This is a genomic window from Brevibacterium sp. FME17 (assembly GCF_014897515.1).
Lineage (GTDB): Bacteria > Actinomycetota > Actinomycetes > Actinomycetales > Brevibacteriaceae > Brevibacterium.
In genome coordinates, this window is record NZ_JABUYD010000025.1 from 21,765 (window position 1) to 44,171 (window position 22,407).

The 22,407-nt window shown below is 59.0% G+C and carries 23 protein-coding genes; 10 read left to right on the forward strand and 13 right to left on the reverse strand.

The window, feature by feature from the left end:
• Positions 1–77: 77 nt before the first annotated feature.
• The 12 genes from INT40_RS17495 to INT40_RS17550 form a co-directional block, all read right to left on the reverse strand.
• Complete coding sequence (locus INT40_RS17495) at positions 78–407, reverse strand: hypothetical protein (protein ID WP_193096608.1); 330 nt, start codon at positions 405–407, stop codon at positions 78–80.
• On the reverse strand, positions 404–1,042 hold the full coding sequence (locus INT40_RS17500; RefSeq protein ID WP_193096609.1) for an AAA family ATPase: 639 nt from the start codon (positions 1,040–1,042) through the stop codon (positions 404–406). The genes INT40_RS17495 and INT40_RS17500 overlap by 4 nt, the downstream gene beginning before the upstream one ends.
• 106 nt (positions 1,043–1,148) lie before the next feature.
• A complete protein-coding gene (locus tag INT40_RS17505) occupies positions 1,149–1,697 on the reverse strand; it encodes a thermonuclease family protein (protein WP_193096610.1) in 549 nt (182 codons plus the stop codon).
• Complete coding sequence (locus INT40_RS17510) at positions 1,694–2,254, reverse strand: hypothetical protein (protein ID WP_193096611.1); 561 nt, start codon at positions 2,252–2,254, stop codon at positions 1,694–1,696. The genes INT40_RS17505 and INT40_RS17510 overlap by 4 nt, the downstream gene beginning before the upstream one ends.
• A 136-nt stretch (positions 2,255–2,390) precedes the next feature.
• On the reverse strand, positions 2,391–4,037 hold the full coding sequence (locus INT40_RS17515; RefSeq protein WP_193096612.1) for a hypothetical protein: 1,647 nt from the start codon (positions 4,035–4,037) through the stop codon (positions 2,391–2,393).
• 246 nt (positions 4,038–4,283) lie between these two features.
• Positions 4,284–4,544, reverse strand: a complete 261-nt coding sequence (locus tag INT40_RS17520; RefSeq protein ID WP_193096613.1) for a hypothetical protein — start codon at positions 4,542–4,544, stop codon at positions 4,284–4,286.
• A gap of 85 nt (positions 4,545–4,629) precedes the next feature.
• Entirely contained in the window at positions 4,630–4,944 is a 315-nt protein-coding gene (locus INT40_RS17525; protein ID WP_193096614.1) for an ArsR/SmtB family transcription factor, read from the reverse strand.
• A 156-nt stretch (positions 4,945–5,100) separates the two neighbouring features.
• On the reverse strand, positions 5,101–5,427 hold the full coding sequence (locus tag INT40_RS17530) for a hypothetical protein (protein WP_193096615.1): 327 nt from the start codon (positions 5,425–5,427) through the stop codon (positions 5,101–5,103).
• Positions 5,427–6,977, reverse strand: a complete 1,551-nt coding sequence (locus INT40_RS17535) for a hypothetical protein (protein WP_193096616.1) — start codon at positions 6,975–6,977, stop codon at positions 5,427–5,429. The genes INT40_RS17530 and INT40_RS17535 overlap by 1 nt, the downstream gene beginning before the upstream one ends.
• Positions 6,967–7,647 carry a hypothetical protein gene (locus INT40_RS17540; protein ID WP_193096617.1) on the reverse strand — a complete coding sequence of 227 codons (681 nt, stop codon included), beginning with the start codon at positions 7,645–7,647 and terminating at the stop codon, positions 6,967–6,969. Before INT40_RS17540 ends, INT40_RS17535 begins: the two co-directional genes overlap by 11 nt.
• Positions 7,644–9,053 carry a phage tail tip lysozyme gene (locus tag INT40_RS20755; RefSeq protein WP_226831610.1) on the reverse strand — a complete coding sequence of 470 codons (1,410 nt, stop codon included), beginning with the start codon at positions 9,051–9,053 and terminating at the stop codon, positions 7,644–7,646. Before INT40_RS20755 ends, INT40_RS17540 begins: the two co-directional genes overlap by 4 nt.
• Before the next feature lie 39 nt (positions 9,054–9,092).
• Complete coding sequence (locus tag INT40_RS17550; protein WP_193096618.1) at positions 9,093–9,476, reverse strand: hypothetical protein; 384 nt, start codon at positions 9,474–9,476, stop codon at positions 9,093–9,095.
• 582 nt (positions 9,477–10,058) lie between these two features.
• Between INT40_RS17550 and INT40_RS17555 the strand changes: the two genes are divergently transcribed.
• From INT40_RS17555 to INT40_RS17600, 10 genes are read left to right on the forward strand one after another with little or no spacing between them, the layout of a single operon-like run.
• Complete coding sequence (locus INT40_RS17555) at positions 10,059–10,787, forward strand: MinD/ParA family protein (RefSeq protein WP_193096619.1); 729 nt, start codon at positions 10,059–10,061, stop codon at positions 10,785–10,787.
• Between the two features lie 23 nt (positions 10,788–10,810).
• On the forward strand, positions 10,811–11,176 hold the full coding sequence (locus INT40_RS17560) for a hypothetical protein (protein ID WP_193096620.1): 366 nt from the start codon (positions 10,811–10,813) through the stop codon (positions 11,174–11,176).
• A gap of 37 nt (positions 11,177–11,213) precedes the next feature.
• On the forward strand, positions 11,214–11,426 hold the full coding sequence (locus tag INT40_RS17565; protein ID WP_193096621.1) for a hypothetical protein: 213 nt from the start codon (positions 11,214–11,216) through the stop codon (positions 11,424–11,426).
• On the forward strand, positions 11,423–12,121 hold the full coding sequence (locus INT40_RS17570) for a hypothetical protein (RefSeq protein WP_193096622.1): 699 nt from the start codon (positions 11,423–11,425) through the stop codon (positions 12,119–12,121). Before INT40_RS17565 ends, INT40_RS17570 begins: the two co-directional genes overlap by 4 nt.
• On the forward strand, positions 12,118–14,430 hold the full coding sequence (locus tag INT40_RS17575) for a hypothetical protein (protein ID WP_193096623.1): 2,313 nt from the start codon (positions 12,118–12,120) through the stop codon (positions 14,428–14,430). Before INT40_RS17570 ends, INT40_RS17575 begins: the two co-directional genes overlap by 4 nt.
• Positions 14,431–14,432: 2 nt before the next feature.
• Positions 14,433–16,076, forward strand: a complete 1,644-nt coding sequence (locus INT40_RS17580; protein ID WP_193096624.1) for an SCO6880 family protein — start codon at positions 14,433–14,435, stop codon at positions 16,074–16,076.
• Positions 16,073–17,578 (forward strand): ATP/GTP-binding protein, encoded by a 1,506-nt coding sequence (locus tag INT40_RS17585; RefSeq protein ID WP_193096625.1) that lies wholly within the window; start codon positions 16,073–16,075, stop codon positions 17,576–17,578. The genes INT40_RS17580 and INT40_RS17585 overlap by 4 nt, the downstream gene beginning before the upstream one ends.
• Positions 17,575–18,033 carry a hypothetical protein gene (locus tag INT40_RS17590; RefSeq protein WP_193096626.1) on the forward strand — a complete coding sequence of 153 codons (459 nt, stop codon included), beginning with the start codon at positions 17,575–17,577 and terminating at the stop codon, positions 18,031–18,033. The genes INT40_RS17585 and INT40_RS17590 overlap by 4 nt, the downstream gene beginning before the upstream one ends.
• Positions 18,033–19,349 carry a type IV secretory system conjugative DNA transfer family protein gene (locus INT40_RS17595; protein WP_193096627.1) on the forward strand — a complete coding sequence of 439 codons (1,317 nt, stop codon included), beginning with the start codon at positions 18,033–18,035 and terminating at the stop codon, positions 19,347–19,349. Before INT40_RS17590 ends, INT40_RS17595 begins: the two co-directional genes overlap by 1 nt.
• Positions 19,346–20,059: a hypothetical protein gene (locus INT40_RS17600; protein WP_193096628.1), complete on the forward strand. Its 714-nt coding sequence runs from the start codon at positions 19,346–19,348 to the stop codon at positions 20,057–20,059. Before INT40_RS17595 ends, INT40_RS17600 begins: the two co-directional genes overlap by 4 nt.
• A gap of 111 nt (positions 20,060–20,170) precedes the next feature.
• Here the strand turns inward: INT40_RS17600 and INT40_RS17605 are convergent, their stop codons facing one another.
• A complete protein-coding gene (locus INT40_RS17605) occupies positions 20,171–22,405 on the reverse strand; it encodes a toprim domain-containing protein (protein ID WP_193096629.1) in 2,235 nt (744 codons plus the stop codon).
• Between the last annotated feature and the right edge of the window lie 2 nt (positions 22,406–22,407).

Here is a 22,407-nt window from a genome sequence, read left to right on the forward strand (position 1 = left end):
GTCCGCGTTCATTCCTTTCAAGGCCAGGATCTTATCGAAACGCAGTCCTGACCAGTGGTCATCGTCTTCATCTCACCTCAGCCATCGAGTGGGACTTGATCGCCGTATTTCTCTTCGAGGATTGGCCAGACGAGGGATTCGAGGAGTTCCTGCTTCTTCATGTCTTCCATCTCGACCGCATAGTCAAGGAGGCGGCCTTGGCTCTTGTTGTAGCGAAAGCTAGTGCCTGGTCCCTTCGTGCCGGTCTTTGCTCGCTGCCTATGCATAGGGAGGTCAGGCCGTGCGAGGGGCACCTCGGCGGGTGTCGATTGCTCAGGTGCCGGAGTTGGGTTCTCTGCTGCGGCACCTGCGAATTGCTCGACAGCTTTGGGGTCAATGTCACGGCTGCGGCGACTGATCTTCGTCATTGGTCGTCTCCAAGCATCTCGTTCGTTAGGACTTGCATGGCGGCTTTGGCTTTACCGGGGATCTCCACCACTCCCCTACCTTCCGATCGCGCTTTGTCCCAAGCCTTAGCTGTGACTAGGACCGTACTTGCAAGACGGAATTCCGGGTACTCGGAGAGGTAAGCCTTCGCGTCTTCGACTTCACTGGCCTTGCCTTGTGGTGAAACTCGGTTGAGGACAACGAGGACGTCCAGGTCGGGGTTGAGATCTCGGGCTGCCGCGACAGATGTTGAGAGGCGGTCGATGCTGTCAAGGTCGGCCTGCTGTCCTGATGTTGGTGCTACGAGGAGGTCGCTGGCAACGACGGCAGTACGCAGTTCGGTGGTGTCCCCGCCCTTGACGTCGACGATGACGTGGTCGTATTGCCCTGCGAGGCTCTGGACGAGTTGGACGAGGTTGCCCTCTCCGCTAACGACAGGAAGCACAGGGAGGCCTGCGTTGGCTCGATCGTCGGCCCAGAGTCGTGAGGTGCCGAGCGTGCGGTCGGCGTCGACGACTACGACGGTGAAGCCTCGGCCTTGAAGCTCGATTGCGAAGTTCATGGCGAGTGTGGATTTACCAACTCCGCCTTTGCCTTGAGCAAGTGTAGTAATCATATCGGTATACTACCACATGCGAACTGATTCGTAACTGGAATCGTTTCAGTAGCGTATCGATGCTCTATCGATAGCGCACTGATAGCGGTTCGATTGCGAACCGGTATCAGTGCGATGTGCCATCGATGCATTGAGGTTCGGCCCGGTCCCGGTATGTGTCGGTGTAGTTGCTCCAACGAAGGAGATCTTGGTTGCCGGTGTAGAGGTCGGCGAAGCCCTCAGCGAGCATGGTCTGGCCTACGTCGACGCCGTCAGCCTCGACGTAGGCCAAGATCCGGTCGTACTGGTCGCGCTCGGGGGAACGTGGATCAGCCCTGAGGGTGGCCGTTGAGTTGGCGATCCAGTCGTCGAGGAACCGTGTGGCCTCGCGCGCGCATCGCTCATCAGGATCTCCGTCTCGGCCGAGTTCGGGAGCATCGATGCCAAGTAAGCGTATTCGTTCGCTTCTACCGTCGACATGGGCGCGGATGGTGTCTCCGTCGATGACTTTGTCGACGGAGACCTGTTCACTGTGTACTTCCTTGCTGACAGTGGGTTGCGAAGTTTCGGATGTTTGTGACCGAGGCTCGTCTTCCACTAATTGGCAGCTAGTGGTGGAGACAAGTAGGAGAACGCCGACGGTATAGAGCGCGGGGAATGTTTTCAAAAGTCTCATCTTTTTGAACGCTTGTTGTTAGTCATTGTGGCATTCGCCTCTGACATCAGCTTTTGCAAGGCGATGGCCGCATCAATGCGTTCCTTTTCGCTGACTGGTTGGAGATCCGGGGGAGCGAACGCGCCATCCATAAACAAAGAGCCCCAGAGCTGGAGAAACCCGGCAATAACTACCCATACAACGAAGAGGAGAACGGGGTCAGTGGGGACCAACGCCATTGCAGCTGCAAGTACAGCAATTCCGCCTCCGACAGCCACGGTGCGTGTGCCCTGTAACCAGAGGGTTAGGTTGCGACGAGGATTTTGGCTTCTACGAAACCATCTTGCACACATGAGAATTAGCGTCGATCCACCGATGTACACGGCTCCGATTATCAGTCCGGCCCAGACAAACAGGTACGTCGCCGGGTCTGCAAAATCCACAGGGTTGAGAACAGCCGGCAGTAGAAGGCTGGATAGGAGGAGAAAAGTCAGAACTGCTCTGTCCAGGAGTTTTCCAGACCGAGGGTACTTCACTTTCAGCCACCGTTTCCAGACCTTTAGTGTCTGCCAGCGCATGGCGATCCGGGGGAGCCAAGTTCGTGGACGCCGCCACCATCCTTCTGCGAGGTGAGGTGGGGTACGCGCATACTTGATATCTCTCCTGCGGGGCGGCTGATGGCGAGCCATTTGCGGTCCTTTCCTGTTGGTGGTGTTATGCCGCGTAACCGTGTGGTTCCCAGAGAGGCGGGGGGAGATCGTTGTGACTGATGTATTCCGTCTGCCTCCGCCTGGCCTGCTCGGCCAGCCATGCCCACCAGGCCAGGCGCTCGGTGCGGTAGCGGAGGATGAGCGCGGCGACGATGGCTGTAGCGCCAAGGCGGTCGGCGGCGTCGACGAGCATCTGTGAGCTTGTCACACTCCACACAGTGTTCCCGCCCGACGTCTTAGCTGTGATGAGACCGTGACTGTGGAGAAGGGCGAGAGCATCGAGGACCGTTGTGGGGGAGTGGCCGGTGGCACGAGCGAGGCCGCGCCCTGTGAGACCGGGGTAGAGCTCAAGCGTTTCGTACACGTCGGCAGCTGTGAGCCCCAGAATGCGGAATACAGGACGAACCGCCTCCACTGGCAGTCCCTTTGCCCAGGGGGACTCGTCCGGAGTGGACTCATCAGGGGCGAGGAGTTCGTAGACGGCAGCGTTCTTGCCCTGGGCGTCCTGGATTCTCCGCACCAAGGGGTGGGGCTCGGCGCAGAGGGCGTTGAGTGTTGCGGGGATCTTCGTGTGGTCGATCCCGGACGCGATTGCCAGACTCCGACAGCCACGGGCAACCGTGAGGGAGCCCTCCTGGTGAGCCGCGGCGAGGAGTGCACGGAGGAGGTACCGGCGTTTCCGAGTCGAGCTATCCATGGCTGGGGGTTCGGTGTGAGTGAGGTGCCGCTCGATCCGCCGGAGGGCCATGTGGGTGGAGGGTGTGGGGAGGCGCCCCCCTGTGACTTGAGGGCTAGTGGTGCCAGACTGGACACTCTTCGAGCCCTGCTGTGACAGCCACGTGCGCGCCTTGGCCCAATCTCGGCCGAGAGCTTTGCGCTGGCCGGTGGCGTAGCGGCGGTACATGGCCGCGAGCCCTGGCCAGATGCCGGTCTCGATCCGGCGGATGACGTCGAGCTGCGGCAGTCCCGCGCGCACGGCACCAGTGATTACGGCTTGGCGTGCCTCGGATGGGGACGAGTACCGGTTTGTGTCGTAGAGGCCGGTCCTGGCGATCGTGGCGAGCCTGGGAGAGAGATGACTATTGCCCTCGGGCACATAGGCCGAGACATCGACGTCGATACTTGGTTCAGCTGAGGGGAGAGGTTGAGGCGGGACATCGGCGACGAGGGAGTCGAGGACGTGGTTGGGGTTGCAGATGGCCGTCGCCGCGATCGCGTCTTTGAGATCGGTGATGAGGCGTTGATGGCCACCGCGTTTCCACACGCTGCCAGGGGGGCGGATGCACCCTGTGTCGGCGGAGTAGTGAGGGCTGGGGTCGATGCTGGGGTACAACGTTGCCAGTCGGCGTGCGACGTCGGCGAGAACTGTGTGCGAGACGGCGTCGGTGAGAGGAATGTAGATGTGACGGCCGCCAGAAGGTGAGGCGTCTGCGAACCACATGGCACCGAGGGAATCGAGAGTGTGTGTCAGTGAGGTGTAATCGTCGGCGACGGTGCCTGCGGCCTGGTCGAGATCGAGGACGAGGACGCGGCCGCATCCGTGTTTGTCGTGGAGGTGGACGGCCGCCGGCATCGGTAGGAGCTTTTCAGCGTTGAGCTCGCGGACCCATTTGTGGGGGTAGGTCTTGCCTCCGTCGCGGGAGACACGCATGACGGGGGAGTGCGAGAGCAGGGGAGCGAGGGCTGTCCATTCGACCTGTGCTGTTTGCCGGTCGTGGAAGTCTGGGAGTTCGTCAGGACACGCCCCACGGTCGTTGCTTGTGCTTTCGGGTGTGAGGTATCCTGAACTCAGCTTTGGTAGCAAAATGAGTCCTATCGGATTCGGATCGAGCTGTTACTCGATCACATATTCATATTGAAAAGGTCACCCGTTGGAGCGGGTGCCCTTTTTTATTGCCTAAGCGATGTTGTCGAGCGCTAGAGCCTCCTTCTCCGGGTACTCTTCCGAAACCCACGTTGGCAGGCCATCAAGGCCCGTCTCGACATGGGTGAGTATGAGGTTCAAAGCAACCGCCTGAGAGCAGTCAACGCGCTTCGCGGTGCGTTCAATAAGTGCTTTGAGGCTGGGGTCAATACGATGGCTAGCTACTGGCCAATGCTTAGCTACTCCGCGTTCGTTGCGTAGGCTGGGCACTTTTTCGTTACGTGAGGTTCCCATGATTGCCAGACTAATTCGTCGTGCTAGCGCGAGTACGGGGACACGCCGCGAACCGTAAGGAAAAGTCCAGTTGTTCTCGAAAGATTTAGAGGCGTGTGGCGCGACCGAGGTGCGCATAGAGCTTGCGCAGGGCCGCTGAGTTGCGAGAATACATAATCTTGACGCCATTGCGCTTGGCTGGCTCGGCAGGGTCAGTTGTGACAAGTCCGAGGTCTTCGAGCTTGCGTAGATGATGGTGGACGGTCGCCGGGGAAGCTCCGACTTCTCGGGCGATCTCGGCGACGTCAGCGGCAGCGTGGTCACCAAGATAGCCAATGATGGCCACGCGCACGCGGTTCCCAAATGTCTCAATAGCAGCCTCCACAGGTCGCGTGACGGAAGGGCGAGCGTACTTGGGCATACCCTCTATCCTGCCCTATCTCCCCCACTAGGCTAGCTTTTAATTAAGTTAAAAGCTAGCCTAGTGGGCGGTTGGTTTGAAAATAGGGGATCTTAAAGTGGAATGAAGCGGGGTCCGACCCAATTGGGCCGGACCCCCTGGTCTGTAGAGCAGTGACTATTTCTTGGCTTGCTTGCGTTGCACAAACTTCCACAGCAGGAATCCGCCGGCACCCATGCACGCGACGCCAACAACGATGAGGATCACGAGCAAAGCGATTGGCCCCTTCTGCCCTTGCTCGGCCTGGTCGCCGGCCTCAGGAGCCGGGGCTGGTGCCGCGGATTCAGTCGGGCTTGGCAGGGGAGTGGTTGTGTTTGGCGCTTCCCCGTTGCCGGCCTCTGGCTGTGGCGCGTCGGGCAATGGTTCTGGTTGCATCGCTGATGCTCCGGTAGCGAGTCCAAGGACGAGGAACAGACTGGCGAGGATCGTGGTGAGAGTACGCATTACTTGTCGCCTTCTTCCTGAGCGGGTTCTTCTTCTGGATCGAGTGCGTAGATGGTGGAATTCGAAGCGACGATGAGACGAGCCTGCGAGGCCGCCCATGGCAGTGCTGTGTTGGCGGCGAGGGGCTTGGTCTCGCCTGTGTGCGTGACAAGATCGCGGCCGCGGTCGCCGTAAGCTGCCGTCGCGGTGATCGCGAGGGGACTGAAATCGGGGACTTCCTCGACGGCGGCGTCGTCTGCACCGAAACGGAAAATCAAGGGACCGAACCCGATCGCGTTTGGTGAGGCGACAACATCGTCTCCGGCCTTGATCTTGGCACCATCAATAGACTTCGCCGCGATGGCTGCACCGTCATTGCGGTCATGAATGGCAACGACGACGTTCTTGCCGACATCGCGGTTCTTATCATCCGGGGGCGTGTTCCACAGGACGATGACACGGTCATCGACGATACGGACGACGTTAGCAACCGATGATGCTCCTTTCGGGATCTCGGGAGCTACGGGAGTCGGGGTGGTCTTCGGCGCCGATATCCACCATGTACCCGTTGCCTCAGCGGAGGTGATACCACCTTCGTCCGCGGACATCGGCGTGGTCAGGTGAGGGACACTGATATTGGCGATCTTGCCACCGGCGACGGTTGCAGCCTGTTCCTTGCCGTCGCTAATGAGGGGCGAGGTGCCGGTGAAGTGGACTTTGCTAGCCGTAGGCAGTTCCAACAGAGTTGGTTCTGCCCCATTGAGTGGCCAGTAAGCGAGAGTGTTGTTCCAGACTCCGGCGATGACATCGGTGCCATCGATTCGACTGAATGCTGGACCGGCATCGGGTTTGGACTCATCTGGCAGGGGTGAGGACCACTCGGCCTGTCCGTCAGCATTGAGGAACGTGAGATATCGCGGCACGAGATCTTCGTTCGCCGATGCGTCTGCGTTGATCGACCGGTCGTTTGGGGTGATCGCGGCAACTGCACCGGCGTCATTGACGTCAATGACGGTGTCTTCACCTACGGGTACTTGCCATGCGGCATGTGGCGAGAAGCCCGGTGGTGGTGGGACGGCATAGAGTTCACCGGCCGGGGCGGCTGGTCCTGGTCCTTGTGGCACCTCGGCTTGTTTGTCCTTGCCAGAGGTGATGCTCATGACGGTAAAGAGGACACCGCCGACGAGGACGAGAGCGAGAAGCGCTGCCATTCCGATGAGCATCGGTTTTGGCAGGTTCGGCAGGGGGAGTCTCGACGGGCGGCTGGATACAGTCGTGGTCGTGGTCTTCGGTGTTGAAGAAGTCGCGCCGGTGTCGAGGTCGATGACCTCACCTTCTGGTGTGACGATGTGCTTCGTCTTGTGCATGGGGGGATGGGTGACCGTGATGCGCACGGGTCGGCCGAGATGACGTGCGGTGTCGATCGCGGCGTCCATGGCGGTCTCATGCGGTCGTGCCGGGTTGAGGTCGTGCATGTCGCCACGATTGGCCAGGGTTGGTGGCTGGGTTGTGAGGTCGGCTCGGAGGACCGGAAATTCCGGCGTGATCTTGTCGAGTTTCTTAGTGTTCATGTGCCTCTCCCCATTCGAGATCGTATGAAGTGGTTAGTTTGGTTGCTCGCCATGGATCGTGGTCGGAGTCGCGCGTGAGGTTGATGTATTGGATGTAGGGCGTGGCATCTGGGGGTTTGTCTCCTTTCGCTCCGTGGAGAGTGAGATCGATGCGGTAAGCAAAGAAGGCATTGACCTTGTTGCTTTCGGGTAGTTGTGGGTCATCTACGCGGGAGACTTTGGGCACGGCGAAAAGATCGCTGCTGGACCAGGTCAACCATTCCCAGTCTTCGGCGCTCTCACTGTCCTCAGTGAGCTCCACGACTAGTTCCGGGGTGTAGAGATACGCGGCCCGGTGATGGGCATCAGCGCGAGTTCGGTCGATGCGGGTATCGACGTTGTTCGCCGTCTCAGCGATCGCGATTGCGACGTCCGTCGCGTCGGTTTGTGACTCCCCGTTAAGCGGGTCTGGTTGGCCGCGCGCAGCTCGTGGTGTCGCCGTTGGGCTCACCGTCTGGGGTGGTGTTGTCGCAGTCGGAGTCGGCGATGCGGGGGACTCGCTGGTTGGCTCGGCCGTCGTCGGTGTGGCTTGCGGCTCGGTGTCGCGGTTGATCAGGAAGGCCGTGATCGTCGAGGCAATGATGGCCACAGCAAGAATCGAGGCAATGAAGAGTGCGTGTGTGCGGTTCATTTTGGCAGGTACTCCAAGGGGTCGACGTACTTGCCGTTCTTCTTCACCTCGAAGTGAAGGTGGCAACCGGTAGAGGCACCAGTAGTGCCGGACTTGGAGATCTTGTCATTCTGTTTCACGTTGTCGCCCTTTTTCGCGATGAGTGATGTGTTGTGGCTGTAGGTGGTGATGATGCCGTCACCGTGGTCGATCTCGACTCGGTTGCCGTAGCCGCTTTGCCATCCGGCGAAGCTAACTTTTCCGGCGTCGACGGCATAGAGAGTGGTGCCACAAGCCACGCCGTAGTCCTGGCCGGTGTGAAGCTTCTTCTTCCCGGTGATGGGGTGGACGCGGTAGCCAAACGGACTCGTCAGTGGTGCACCAGGGGCGGGGTGGATGAACTTGCCCGAGCCTTTCGGTGCCTCACCACCGCCACTGCCGTCGTCCTCGCATTCTTCGTCGCCACCACCGGTCCCGGCAGCTTGGGGGATACCAGAAATGTCCGTCTGGGTGATGCTGCCTCCGGCGATCGCCGCGTCGATGTCGGCTCCCATGGCGTCGGTTGACTGTGCATCGGCCTCGGGCGTCCAGTTCTCCATCTTCTTGTACCACTTCTCGGCCTGTTCGATGCGGTTTGCCATGTTGGGCACTCCCGATCGTTCCCATTTGTCGTGGAAGTGCTCAGTCGCGGCTTTCGGGGAGTCGAGTGGTTTCTTGATCATGTCCTTAACGATGGCGACGTCGGTTGGATTGTCGCCCTTGGGATCGGTCATATAGGTCAGTTGAAGGCTGGGTGACCACCAGTTTTTGTTCTTCTCCTCGGCGTATTCGCGCAGTTTGGTGTTGCGATCGCCGGTCCATTGAGCCAGACCGATGCCTTTGGTGAACCCTTCGGCTTGCTTCTTCTTGGCCTCGGTCATTTTGTAGGGGTCGGAATTGACGCCTTGGAGTCGTGTGGGGTCGTTCGCGGATTCCTGTGACCAGTTGCCGAGGATGCCGGCGATGTTCTGATTCGACATGCCTTTGGCAGAGAACACTTTGTGGATGGCCTTCGCATGGGCCTCTTCATTCGGGGAGATATCGCCGACGTCTACGGGGCCGCCATCAGGGGTGCAGTCACCACTCTCACCGTCCTCGGTCACACCGATGGCCAGTCCGAGGATGAGGAGGAGGACGAGGATGACGATCGCGACGAGGACGGAGACGAGAATGGCTTTCCAGCCCACGACAGCGACGAGGAGCTTGCCGCCGGATTTAACGGCCTTCCCTGCGCCTTTGACGGCTGCCGCTCCTGCGAGTTTTCCACCGCTTGAACCACCACGGCTCTGACCGGATGCTGATTCTTCACCGTCACCGCCGGGATCACTGTCACCGTCGATGATGCCGTTGAGGCGAGAGGTTGGCTTGGTATCAGAGCCGAGACTCATCGGTGAGTCTCCTGCCCAGTGAGGAACGTGGCAGAGAGCTTATTGCTCTGCCAGCGGGAGCCCTTCTTCGAGGCGATGGCGGATCGGTGGCCACAGGATACGGATCGCGCGCGTGAACTGGACACTGGGCACGAGCGGAGACTCGACGAGACGGCGAGCTGATTGTCGCGAGATTCCAAGGCGGTGAGCGAGTTCGCCGGGGTCAATGACTTCACAATCATCAGGCGCAACCTCCGCAAGGTCGACCTGGGGGAACAGCGTTTCGATGAGAGTCGGCTGCCAGTACCGACGACGACTTGCTAACGCACTGTAGGGAAGGCGGGAAGAATCGGTGAGATCTTTGACCGTTGATTCGCTCAGCTGCAACCAGGCAGCCGTTTCCCGCGCTGACATGGCCTGCCAGTCGGCCCGGTCTGTAGTCACACTGAACTCCCTCTTGAGCTTCCACTCTGCAAAAAGCACGTCGCATCAGTTATACCACCTAGTTCTTAGATGCTCCTGTAGGGACTGTTTGGTCACCGTTAGGAATGATTTAACCCTAAAAAACATTAATTCCTCTGTTACCAGCATATGGGAACATGGTAGACTGTGCAATAGATCATTACAGATCGTTTCGAAGGAGTTGAGATGCCTCACCCGAGATTCGCTGGCGCTGCGAGATACGGTTCGTATGACGAACGTGTCGCTGAGCCCCCGGAGATTGACCACGACACCGACGAGTCCGTAGACCCGCCAGTGTCAGTGGTCGAAGACCTCCCAGAGGAGGAGGACGAAGAGCCAAGCGAGCCCGAGATTGCAGAAGATTCGGCGCTCGACGTACCGCCACGCCCTCTTGCCCGTCCTGAACTTCTCTCTGGACGCCGCCGCAGACCGCGCCCTGCAAAGTGGGGATTCCGGGGCACTCTGAGCCGAGCAGGAATTCGAGTGAACCCTGGAGTCATGGAAGTGCAACATCGGGAGCATGAAGAGTTCGTTAGGCAGACAACCTGGCCGAGGCCCATTTATGTGACGGTTGCCGACGACAAGGGCGGGTCAGGCAAGACTCCCACCGCTGTGACAGTCGGTGGGTTCTTCGCGTGGCTCAAGGGCGGATTGACGCTTGTCTGGGAAGCCACCGCGGCCGAGGGCACCCTCGCGGCCCGGACTGAGGGCCGGTCATCGCGTGGACTCAACCAGCTCCTCAAAGATGCCGAGCAGGTGCGCACACCGGGCGTGCTGTCCTCGTACGTCACTGATCAGACTTCGTACGCGCAGGTGCTCGGATCGACCGGGAAAAGGGTGATGACCGGAGACGATGTTCCTCGGCTGACGGAGGTGTTCGATCACACGCACCGCATCATCGTCACCGACACTGGCAATGACCCTGAGTCGTCATTGTTCACGAATGTGCTTGCCAAGACTGATGCGCTCGTGGTTCCGGTGCCTGTGCGTGCCGACCACGCGAACAAGGCGCTGAGTTTCCTCCATGATCTCCGTGGGCAGCCGGAGACGGCGGGGCTGGTGAAGCGCGCAACTGTCGTGATCACGAACGACGGGAAACGGCAGACTCCGGGACTGGCAGACGATCTGCTGCGGAGTCTCGACGAACTCGGCGTCGAATCAATCATGCATGTCCCCTACGATCCGGCTCTTGATAACGATGGGCCGATCGTCCTCGAAGACCTGTCACGTGAGTCGCACGTGGCGTGGACAAAAGTCACCGCGGCAATTGCCGCTTCCATCAATGTGAAGTAACCGAACAGCACAAGGAGATAGACATGGACCCGTTTACCCTCGCACTCGACCCATCCCCGGTTCTGGACGCCGCTGGGGCGGTGACTCAGCAGGTCGTGGCCAGTATTGATAACCCCTTCGATGGGGACGTCAGACCAGATTTTGACGCCTTCGGTGGGGCCTTTACCGAATGGTGGCAGAAGCTCTTCGGCGGCCTCTGGGCACTCGCGATCGTGGTCGCGGCTGCATCACTGATTTGGGCACTGGTGGCGTTGAAAAAGGCACGAGAGACGAACATGCCGGGACAGGCCGATGACGCGAAGACCTCTGCACTGTGGGCCGGTGGCGCGCTCATCGGACTCGTTGGATTCGGCGTGATTATGGGCGCGATCATCTTCGTCGCCGGCTAAGCATTTCAACCGTCAACCACGGGATTAGGAGATCACCATGGCCGAAGCCTCGAACTCAAACCACGGAACTCTACTCGGAGAGAGCCAGTTCACCAGGTCGCCTATGTACTTCGACGTAAAGGCGCAGCAGGTTGTGGATATCGGCTATCCCGCATATGGCTATCCCGGAGCTGCCGCAGTAAGACGCCGGATGGGCTTGTCCGAAGAGGAAGCTCCTCCGGTCAACGATGATGAGGAGCACAACCGATGAGTGAAGACTCGAAGAAGAAGCGGTCCATCCCTTTGTGGGCATGGATCGTGACTCTGGTCGTGGTGGCAGCTCTCGGCGTGGGCGGAACACTGTTCTTCACCCGAGACAAGGATTCCGGCGATGAGCCGAGTGCCGACGGCACGGCGGAGACTCCTGGTGATCTGAAAGTCGCCGAGGCGTGCTTTGGCGGCGAGGACGCCCACGAGGCGGTGGTCGCGGCCCATGATGAGCTTCCGATCACTGACAAGGGGGCGGCGACGTTCGCCGCGGCGTTCTCCCGGTGGATCACGGAGTTCCCCGTCGATCCCGCCATGGACGACAAGGTCGAACCGCTCTTCGAGCGAGGCTGGGAGAACGGGTGGGCTCACGAGCTTCCTAACCGCCAAGAGATCGACCCTGAGATCCTGACACGACGGACTGATACGTCGACCTCGACGTATCGGGTCTATCGTGACGAGACTTTGGGGGTTTGGGCCGTTGTTCTCAAGCGCGATGTCGTGACGAACTACTCCGATGAGACATCTGAAACAGTAACAATCACTGATGGGTTCCTGCTCGACCCTCGCAAAGAAGGCAAATGGCAGTACAGCACTTCCTTCAACGAAGAACAAATCTCGGAGATCCCCAAGCGTTATAACGGCGGTGAGGAAACTCCTGAGATTCCGTTCTCGAATCCGTGCAGGGCTGATCAGTGATGGTCAAGCAGATGCTCAGTTACGCCGTCCGCATCATGATCTGCTGCGGCGTGCTCCTGTCCGGCGGACTCATCACAGACCCAACAACTGCCGAGGCAGCGACCGCTGCGGCAAATGTCTCGTCTCAAGAATCGGTGGCAGCTCCACCTCCGGCGTTCGTTGAAGCGATGTCCCAAAGCCAGTCCGACGCCGATCCAGAGGGAATGGCGATGGAGGATGGCTCTACGAATCCCGACGCTAAGGATTTCGACCGAGGCAAGTGGTATCCCGAGTGGCAAGCCCCGATCGCCGATGAGAAGCTACAGGATTCGAAGAAGTACGGGCATGAGTCTGGCTTGATGGTCGACAAACTCTGGAATGCACTCTCTGACGATGAGATTAAAACCTTCCATAAGGCGTGGAAGGGCGAGAACGGCCAGCCTCTCGCCGAAGCGGTTGCGAATCAAGCATGGGACATCGACGCTAAAGTGACAGCCGATCCAGACGGGTCCTTGAAGAACTATCAATGGACTGACCAAGACATCCAGCCATACGTCAAGCTGATGGGTGCGTCGAAGTACGAGAAGATGTCGCCGAACATGAAGGCTGTGATTCAGCGCATCGGCAAGGTACTCACTGAACGCAAATACCCCTACATGCCTGATAAAGAGTGGCGCGAGTACCTGGGGGAGAAGGAGCCCCCGCCGGATTGCTCGAAGGCCGATAACAAGGACAAGAAGGAGTGCAAAGACAAGGACGACGACGACAAGTCGGGCAAAGACAAAGCCAAAGACGATCGCGAAAATGATCCGAATGTTCCTGATGAGTGCCGACACCTGATCGGAATCTCCGGGTTCTTGTGCGACAACGGTGGTGGCAAACTCACTGAGGTCGTCAAATGTTCGGTCGACGCGTTCGGATGCATCCTCGGACACTTCGCGAACTCAGCCTCGTCGATGACTCACTGGATTCTCGAAAAGGCGGATACCGCAACTGCGCCATCGATTGCTGACAAGGATGGCAAAGGTTACGACTGGTTCGTCGACGCATATAAGGCGACGTTCGGGATAGGTGTGATCGTCTTCGCCATTGTCCTTCTCCTGCAATTCGTGCAGTTGGGGAGGAACAAGATCACCGCTGATGAAATGCAGGAGAACCTGGTGTTGTGGACTCCCGCATATTGGGCTGGAGCGCTGTTCTCCCCATGGTTGGTGCATTTCTTCATCGCTGGTACCAGTCACCTCACTGATGGTGTGCTGGATACCTTGACAGGGTCTAACGACATTTGGGGAGAGAACCAGGACAAGCTCAACAAACTGTTGGAGGAGGCTTCAACAGGTGAGCTGATCGGGTCGACTCTTGGCGCGATCATTGCCTTCGCTTTGTTGGCCATCATGGGCCTCGTCGTGTTCCTTGCCCTGGTTATCCAGGATGTCACGGTCACGTTGGGTGGGATATTCATTCCACTGGCTCTGGCATGGATTGTGAGTGCTAAGACGCGTGGAGGATCGTTGAAGATCCCAACGATTATCTTGACGGTGTTGCTGTCGAGACCGTTGTTGTTCTTCATCATTGGAATCGGCTTGCAACTGCTGCAACAGGAACTTTTCACCTCGGATGGAGGCGAAGACGCGGCTCTGACGAACACGGGAGGGATTCTTGTTGCCATCACTATCTTCGCTCTTGCCGCTGTATCTCCCCTCCTGTTGGTTGCGCTCGTGCCGATCATGCCGAAAGGACAGGGCGCGGCATCGAAGGCTGGTTCGTTCAGTAATCCCGTTGGCGGCTTCGGCGGCGGAGGGTCCGGATTGGGTGGCGGTGGTGGTTCGAAAACCGTCAACATGTCATCCGGGTCGGGATCTGGCGGAGGAGCCAGCGGAGGCGCTGGCGGCGGTTCCGGTGGAGGTGGTGGACGTACTTCACCACCACCAGGAGGAGCTACTGGTACTGCCGGTGAACAACAGTCGAGCCGTAGCGGACAGGCCTCCGGATCAAGTGAAGGCTCCGGTGCACAAGGTGCAACCGCCGGTAGTGGCGGTGGTGGTGACCCGAAGGAGAACGCTGCGGGGCGTCCCGATGGCCAGTCTTCTCAGGCTCGTTCCGTCGCTCCACAGCCGTCGAAGAAGGTCAACAAGCGGCTTGCGAATGCAGGGCGTAGTGCCGGTCGAGTTGCTGGCAAGGCGGCCCGTGCTGGACTCGTCGGTGCTGGTATGGCCGCTCGTGCTGGTGCCAGAGGCGCGGCTCAGACTACGCAGAACACGGGTCGGGCCTTGACATCTGGCATGCAGGACCAGGCCAGAGGCATCAACGACACAGGAGAGGACTGGTAATCATGCGTACTTCCGTGATTGGTGGCGAAGAAGGCCACCGCGGTTTCCTATCCGGACGCAGAAGCAAGACCGAACTCGGCGTGGCCCTTGGTGCAGTGGCTCTATGGCTGGTCTTGATGAACCGGTTCGGCATGTGGGGGTTCTTCATCGGCATCATCATTCTCGGAGTGGTGTTGATCGGCCTCCGCAAGGACGCTGATGGTCAGCCACCATGGCACGGGTGGGTGAAGAAGGGGAGGATGGCACAGCGCCGGAGATCTGGCACTGATGATTTCATCCCCTATGACCTCATTCCAGTCGAAGATAGGACACCGGATGTTTCCGGGCTGACTCGTCGAGAGCGGAAGAGGAAGTACAAGGAGCTCGCGGCCTATCGTGATGTTCCTGACGGAGTCGAGGGTCTGTCGTGGGTTCGGCAAGAAGCCGGTGCGACGGCCGTTGCAAAGCACGTGCCCACGGGTGAAGAGCCATACCTGTCGGTCGTGTTCGCAGTCGATGGTCCCGTCCAGGGGCTCCACGGCGATGAGTATATCTCGCGAGCACAGTATCGATTCGGTCAGCTATTGGCCGGCTGGGGTGCTTCCTCGAAGCTAGTCAGTGGCATTCAGATGATGACGCGGGTCATTCCTGTGGACTCGGCGAAACATGAGGCGTGGATGCAGTCTCAGCTTGATGAGGACGTGGATGACTTCATCATCGCGTCGTATCAGTCGGTGCTTGATGAGCTGGGCCAGTCGTCGTTTGTGCAGCGTCATTTCGCAGTGGTTCGGTTCAATCTCACTCCTGCGTTTGGTTTTGCATCATCTCGCCGAGGCTCAGGAGAAGAAGGGTGGTTGACGGTCATCGATGAGCAGGTGGAATCGGCGCTGCGTCGTTTCCGTGAGGCCATGTTCACCGGAGTTCACTCGCTGTCCGGGCCACAGGTTGCCGCGGTGCTCCGGCACTTGCAACATCCTGATTGGCCCATTGATCGTGCATCTGATGTCACACCGGAGACGTGCTGGTTCCCCTCGCATGACGAGTGGTCTCACACGGAGGTCGTGGGCGAATATCCTGATCGCTACGATCCAGACGTGTTTCACGAGCAGACGTCGTGGTATCACCGCACCGCGTGGCTACCGCCGGCGGCGTTCGAACAGCGTGAAGTCGACGGTCTGTTCTTGAGCCCCTTGCTCATTGGCTTGTCGGATCAGATCGTGCGAACTATCGCGACACATCTCCACCTCATTCCTGCTCGGGTCTCGAAGAGCCGCGCACGGTCAGATCACACTGCGGACCAAGCAGAACGGCATGAGCAGGCTCGAAAGGGCCGGATCATGGACGACGACATGGAAATGGCGGCGACCGCGTCAGCACGTCGAGTCCACGATTTATCGAATGGCTCTGGCCATCACGGAACATCGTGGGGTGGATTCATCACGATCTCGGCCAGGTCAGTCGAGGAACTACGAGAGGCCAGTGTCAAAGTTGAAGAGTCCGCCGACTCCGCCGGAATCAGCCGTCTGCTGTGGGAAGACACCTTCCAGTCCGCGGCCGCGGCATCAACGTGGCCAGTGATGCGTGGTGTGGTCCCCGAAAAGGACAGCTTCTTGTCGTCAGTGAAGATCGGTAGCAACTCAGGTTCATCGAAGGAGGCTCTGACGTGAAGACGCTCAAAGATCAGCTAGTAGCCGACGAGACAGAGACCGTCGTCGAGGGTGACGCGCTGCCGAAGCGACGTGACCGGCGAGGAACGAAGGGTGAGGAGGAGACCCCTGTTGAGGAGACGGTGTCGAGAACCCGAGGATTTCGAGTCCGCCGGATAAAGGCTCTGGCTAAACGGGGCTTCTACAGTCCGAAGCACACGGGAGCTCCGTCGACGACTCGGCAGTCAGAGGTCCTCAATACTGCTCTGATCGGGGCACCGACAGGTGAGGAGGCTCTTGTCATTGGACGCGACAAACTGTCCGGGGCAACGGTTGCTTCCGATCCCATCAGTGCTTATAAGAAAAAAGAGATTTCGTCAGCGAACGCGGTGCTAATGGGCGTCCTGGGCAGTTCGAAGTCGAGTTTGATCAAATCGCTGTACGTTGCGCGTCAGTTGACGATGCGTAAACGTCGGGCTGTGGTCTTCGACAAGAAGCCTCGCACCGACGGGACGATTAACAGCGACGAGGAAGGCGAGTACGCAGAGCTGACCCGACTGATGGGCTCTGAGCCCATGAGAATGGAGGTCGGTGGTGATGGGAAGAGCAGCACTGTGCTGAATATTCTCGATCCAGTGATTCTGCAGGGTGGTGGCCGGGAGACTCAGCAGTCGCTCTTGTTCACCATGGCGGAGCTGGCGGAGTCGCGAAAGCTTGAGCGGTTTGAACGGAAGGCGATCGAGGCAGCGCACTTGATGGTGCTCAGAGAGTTCGAATCAGCACGGCGCGTTCCAGTTCTCGAGGATTTCGTGAGTCGCCTGCACTTGGTACCAGATGACCATGATTTCAAAGGGATGCCGTCACGTGTGCGTGAGGAGTTTGAGCTCGCGGCGTGGAAGACGAAGTTCATGTTCGAGGAATTGCAGAGTCATTCGCTAGCGGGTCTCTTCGACGGGGAAACGTCGAAGCATGTGTCGTTGAACAAGAAGCTGACCACATTCGACATTTCCGCACTGCCCGAAGTGGGGCCATCCATCTCGATGGTCATGGCAGTCGGTAACGCGTGGCTGTTGGGGATGCTCCGGCACCAGCCAGGGTGGAACACGACCATGGTGGCTGAGGAGGGTTGGTATCTGACCCGTGGGAGTGCCGGTGAGTTGCTTCAATCGAACGCAAAACTCTCTCGTGCGTTAGGTTTGCAGATCGTCACAGCCTTCCACCACCTCTCCGACATTCCCCGCGATTCGGCCGCGATCTCGTTGATTCAGGAGGCGCAGACGGCTCATCTGTTCAAGCAAGAACAGGATGATGATATGCGTGAAATCGTTCGCTTGTTCGGTATTGATCCGGGAAATGCGGAGGCTTTGCGCGACCTGGTTCCGGGTGAACATTTCTTGAAGATCGGTACGAGGCGCGAGATCCGCGTCGAGCACGTCCGTTCGGAACTTGAGAAGCGCTTCACGGACACCGACGCTGGTATGAACCTTAAAAACACGGTTGATGAGCTGGTCGGTGCGGCATGAGTGACGCAACTGCCTCACGGCCGCGACAGCCGATGACCGGTGCGGGACTCTTCTTGACCCTCATGTGTCTGGCGTTCGCGATTGTTGGTCTCTTTCACATCATTGTGATGCTGTGCCTGAGTCTGATGGGTGAGGAGCAGAAGCCGTCGCTGTCCGAGACACTGTCGGCGATCCTCCGTTCGCCATGGCATCCGCTGGATGGGTACACAACAATCGAGGCTCCCTCGGTCGCGGTATACGTTTTGTTCGTTCCTCTTGTCATCGCAATCGGGGTGCTGACCTTTTGGTTCTTGTCTCGTCGTGGCCACAAGCGGCAGACGCGTGAGACCGGGGGGACGTTGGCTGAGGATGTGATGCCGCTGCACAAGCAGGAGGCGTTGAAGTACTCCCGAAAGATTTTGCCTAGCGACGTGCCCGATGAGGAGCGCGTGATCTATCTCGGAAAGTTGATGTGATGGGTAAGGAACTCTACGGTCAGCACGAAGACACCTTCATGTGCATCGCGCCCCAGCGTTCGGGTAAGACGTCGAGCTTGGTCGTCGACTGGATTCTCTCTGCACCGGGTGCCGTGTTGGCGACGTCGACTAAGCCAGACACATTTTTCTACACGTGGTACATCCGTTCGCAAATGCAGGGCGGAGGTGTGCTGGTTTTCGATCCGAAGGGGATCACTGGTTGGCCTGATCAGACTAAGTGGAACCCGGTCGGGGGCTGTGAAGATCTCGACGAAGCTATGGAGAGGGGTAAGGCTCTGGCCACGGGGGGTCGGGTTATGCAGTCAGGGTCAGGAAACATCGAATTCTTCACCAACCTTGCTGCTTCGACGCTGGCTGCGTGGTTGCATGCGGCAGCGGTGCGCGAGGGCGGTTCGATGCGCGACGTGCTGCGGTGGGCCAGTGATTTTGAAGATCCCGAGGCCTACGAAATTCTGACCACGTCCGAGGATGCAGTCGCGGCAGGCTGGCCAGATCAGTTGCGAAGCGTGACTCAATCGAAGTCTGATCAGACGGTGGGGTCATTGATGATGACGCTGTCGGAGACTCTGATGCCATTGCGGTCACCGAAGGTGCTTGAGATGTTGTGTCCGGCCCCAGGTGAGAAACAGTTCGATGTGTATGAGTTTCTGAGATCGAGGAAGACGCTGTATGTGCTCTCGAAATCCGGGGGAGGGGCGATCGCTCCGGTGATCAGCCTGTTTACCGACTTCGTGATTCGCACGGCACAGGAATTCGCCCTAACACAGCCGGGGAAAAGGCTCTGGCCGACTCTGCGGTGTGTGCTCGATGAGTTGACGAACATTGCGCCATTGCCAGACATGGAGAACAAGATTTCTGACAGTGGTGGTCGCGGTATCACTCTGATGGGGCTAGCTCAGTCACGAGCGCAGTGCCGAATCGCCTGGGGCGAGGAGGTAACGAAGGCAGTGTTTGCTAACGCGACCGCGGAATACTACCTGTCTCGGATCAAAGAGGACGATCTCAAGAAGGAGTTGTCTGAACGGACGACTGAGTATCGTGCTGCTCAGTATTCGTTTTCGTCCGGTAGCCAACAGGGCGCAGCGTCTCAGAGTGTGTCGTCGCAGTGGGAGCACGCTTGGCGGCCACAGGACGTTGGTCTGATTCCAAGGGGGAGGGCGTTGCTGTTCTACGGCGGGATGCCGTTTATGTATGTAGAGCTCACTCCGTTCTGGGAGCGGCCCGACGTGGATCTGATTTATGAGGGAATGCGGGAGTACTCGCGGGTGACTGGTTTGGAGGCCGTCTCATCATGAGTGAGGATGCAGGTTGGGGAGATCTCGAAGAGACTCCGAAGGCGGATCTCGAAATGAAGGCAATTCTGGATACGTTGGAGGCGATCGCCGACCGACAGAATAGCCAAGCCGTTGAGCTTAAAGGTCAGCAGGAACGACACGGTGAGTTGGAATCCGTGGTCAAGGAACTTGCTGACTTGGTCCAAAGCTTAGTGAAACAGAAGAAGGATCGGCGGCCGCGCCGGTACCGTTTCGAAGCACTGGACGATAAGGGCAAACTCGAACTCTGGGTTGAGTTAGCTGCGTTCGTGGACTATCTCAACGACATTTTCGGAACGTCGGCGAAGCACACCAAGCAGAAGTGGCGGATTCCCGACTGGTGGTGGAAGCAGCCGATTGTCGTCTATGAGCTATTGGCGTTGAAAGCCTCACATGATGAGGCGTACACGTCAACGACACCGGAGGCTCCAACGACGGAGATGATCGCGTGGCTCGATCGGTGGTTCTGGCCGTGTATGAATCGGATCTTCAACGAAAGCTGGGGCTTGGAGGTGCAGCCGGCTCCCGACATGCCGGGGACAAAATTCTCTCTCAAAGATGCCAACAACGATCGTGGCGAGTTCGATGATTTCTTGGTTGGTCAGTTCGGCAGCTCGGTCCCAGCTGATGATTCGGCCGAGGACCAGCCAAAGAAGCAAGCACAGGACACGGAGAAAGGTGAGACGCCGTGAAACGTGTCCAGGTGGACTTTGCGGGGCTCATGGAGGTTTCTACTCAGCGTCGGTGAGAAGCATATGGTCCGTCCTGCTTACCTGGTGAAAGGTAAGCAGGACGGACCATTTTTAGTGCGCGATCTGTGTCTCGTGCTCGACTTCCGTGATCCTGGGATGGTCGGTGTCGGCTTCGCGAGTCAGCAACGGTGACGGGTCTTCGACGTCGGCAGCGAGAAGCTGGGAAGCATCGACATGAATGTCGTCGACTGTTGCACGCAGTTGGTCTGTCACAGTCATGGCGGACCTGTCGATGTGGCCCTGTTCGTGGTCGAGATCGATCGGGGCGTCGTCGCGGCTGAATTGCACTTGCGCGTCGATGTCTTCGATCGGGACGTTCAACTGTTCGCTGACGGTCCGCCATAGGCCGTCCTGTTCGTGTTCGGGTGCTTGGCCGATGATCGGTTGCGCGTTATCAATTGCATTCGCTCGACCGGGGATAGTTTCGAGGTTGGCTGCGGCGTCGAGGTGGTGGTCGAGTTCCCATTGGTAGTGGGGTCTGGCAACGTCGACGGTGGCCATGAGTGGGCCGGCGCCGAGGTTCTGGTGGATCTCGGCGGGGTCTTGGCCTCCGACGGCAGGGGCGACTTTGAGGCGGTCGTGGGGGAGGAGCCCGATAGCGCGCTGTGTTGCGGCCTGTCCGGCATCGTCGGGGTCGAAGTTGAGGATGATGTCGGCGTCGTGAGCCTGTGCGGCCGCGGCGATCTTCTCGGCGTGGGTCTGGGTCAGTGCGGTGCCGGCTGTGGCCACGCCGAGTACATCGGTCCGGTCCTGGTCGATGGCGGCCGCGTTGATGGATTCGGCGTCGAATGGTCCCTCGGTGATGACGATGCTCTTCAACGTCTCCCGGTCGGTGGCTTGGTGGAGGCCGTAAACGGTCTCGGACTTGTTGAAGCCGTCGACGGCGGGAGTGTTGAGATATTTGGGTGCGCGTTCGTCGCGCTGGTCGGGTGCGCGGCCGATGAAGCCTGCGATCTCGCCGTTGTCATCATGGATGGGAAGGGTGATGCGTTCGCGGAAGCGGTCGACGACGGTGCCGTATTTCGTCTCGACGCCGAGGCCGCCGGCCATGATCTCGTCATCGGTGTACCCGTTCTCGTGGAGGTGGTCGACGAGGTCGGTCCATTCCTTCGTCGCGTATCCTGCGATCGCGGCACCGGCGACGAGGGCTCCGAGTTTCCTGCCGTCGAGGTACTGCCGGGGACCGGCCCCGTCGTCGGATTGCATGTTCTGCTGGTAGTGCTGTTGAGCGGCGGCCTGCATCTGGGCATGACGTTCTGCTGAAAGCGCCGCTTGAGTCGGTGCGGTGTGCGTTGCGCGTTCCTGGACGCGCTGGGCGGAAACCTCCTGCTGCTGTGACCGTTGGAGAGTCTTCTCGGCACGCTGCTGGTTCTCTGCCGAATCGATGTTCTGGTCGAGGGTGCGGTCGAGGACTTGTCTGCTGGCTCGCATGATCCGGTCGGCAGAGGCGATGACGGCGTCGGGGTCACGGCGGGACCAGCCGGCGACGTAGCGGAATGTGTAGTCGCTGGTGTCGAGTCCATGTTTGGCTGACACCATGTAGGCCACAGATTCGGCTTCGACTTCATAAGTGCCGCGGTGGGCGAAGAGGTCGCCTGCCTCAACATCAGCGTGCAGGAGCATGTGCCCGATTTCGTGGGCGAGGGTTTTCGCGGCCTGGGCGTCAGAGACGCCGGTGCGCACAACGATTTGGCGATTGGTGAAGTCGGTGTATCCGTTGGCTTGGTTGCCTTCGGCGGCGAGGTCACGGCGTGAGAGGGTGAAGTCGTTCTCAGAGACGATCCCGGCGAGGCGATCCCAGAGGTGTTCAGGTGCCTGCCCTTCGAGGAGCGTCGGTGTAGGCGGTTCAGGGATCGGTGCGCCATCGGTCTGGGAGACATCGAATGTCGATGTCGGTCGAGCTCCCACCATGCGGCGTTTCCAGGTAACGTCGCCTTTCGCGTAGTTCTTGAGCGCGTCCTTGTCGATGGGCTGCCCGTTCTGGTCGAACGGAAGTTTGCGCATAACCGGGGCGAGAATGCGCAGTCCCTTTTCGCCTTTGATGACTTGGCGATCACGGGATTGCCAATCGCGATAGCCTGCCAGGAGAGAGGCGTTGGGATTTTGCAGGTACACGAGCATTTGGTTTCGGAACGAGTACGTGTGGAACCCTTTGGCAAAGTCGAGGAACTTCCGCCATTCCCCGGCGTCGTCAGCGGAGACTTTCGCAACGCCATCGGCGATCTGTTGGGTCAGTGTTTCGAGTTCAGCGTCCCGGTCAGCTGTTGACCGCTTCTTCGAGGCCATGG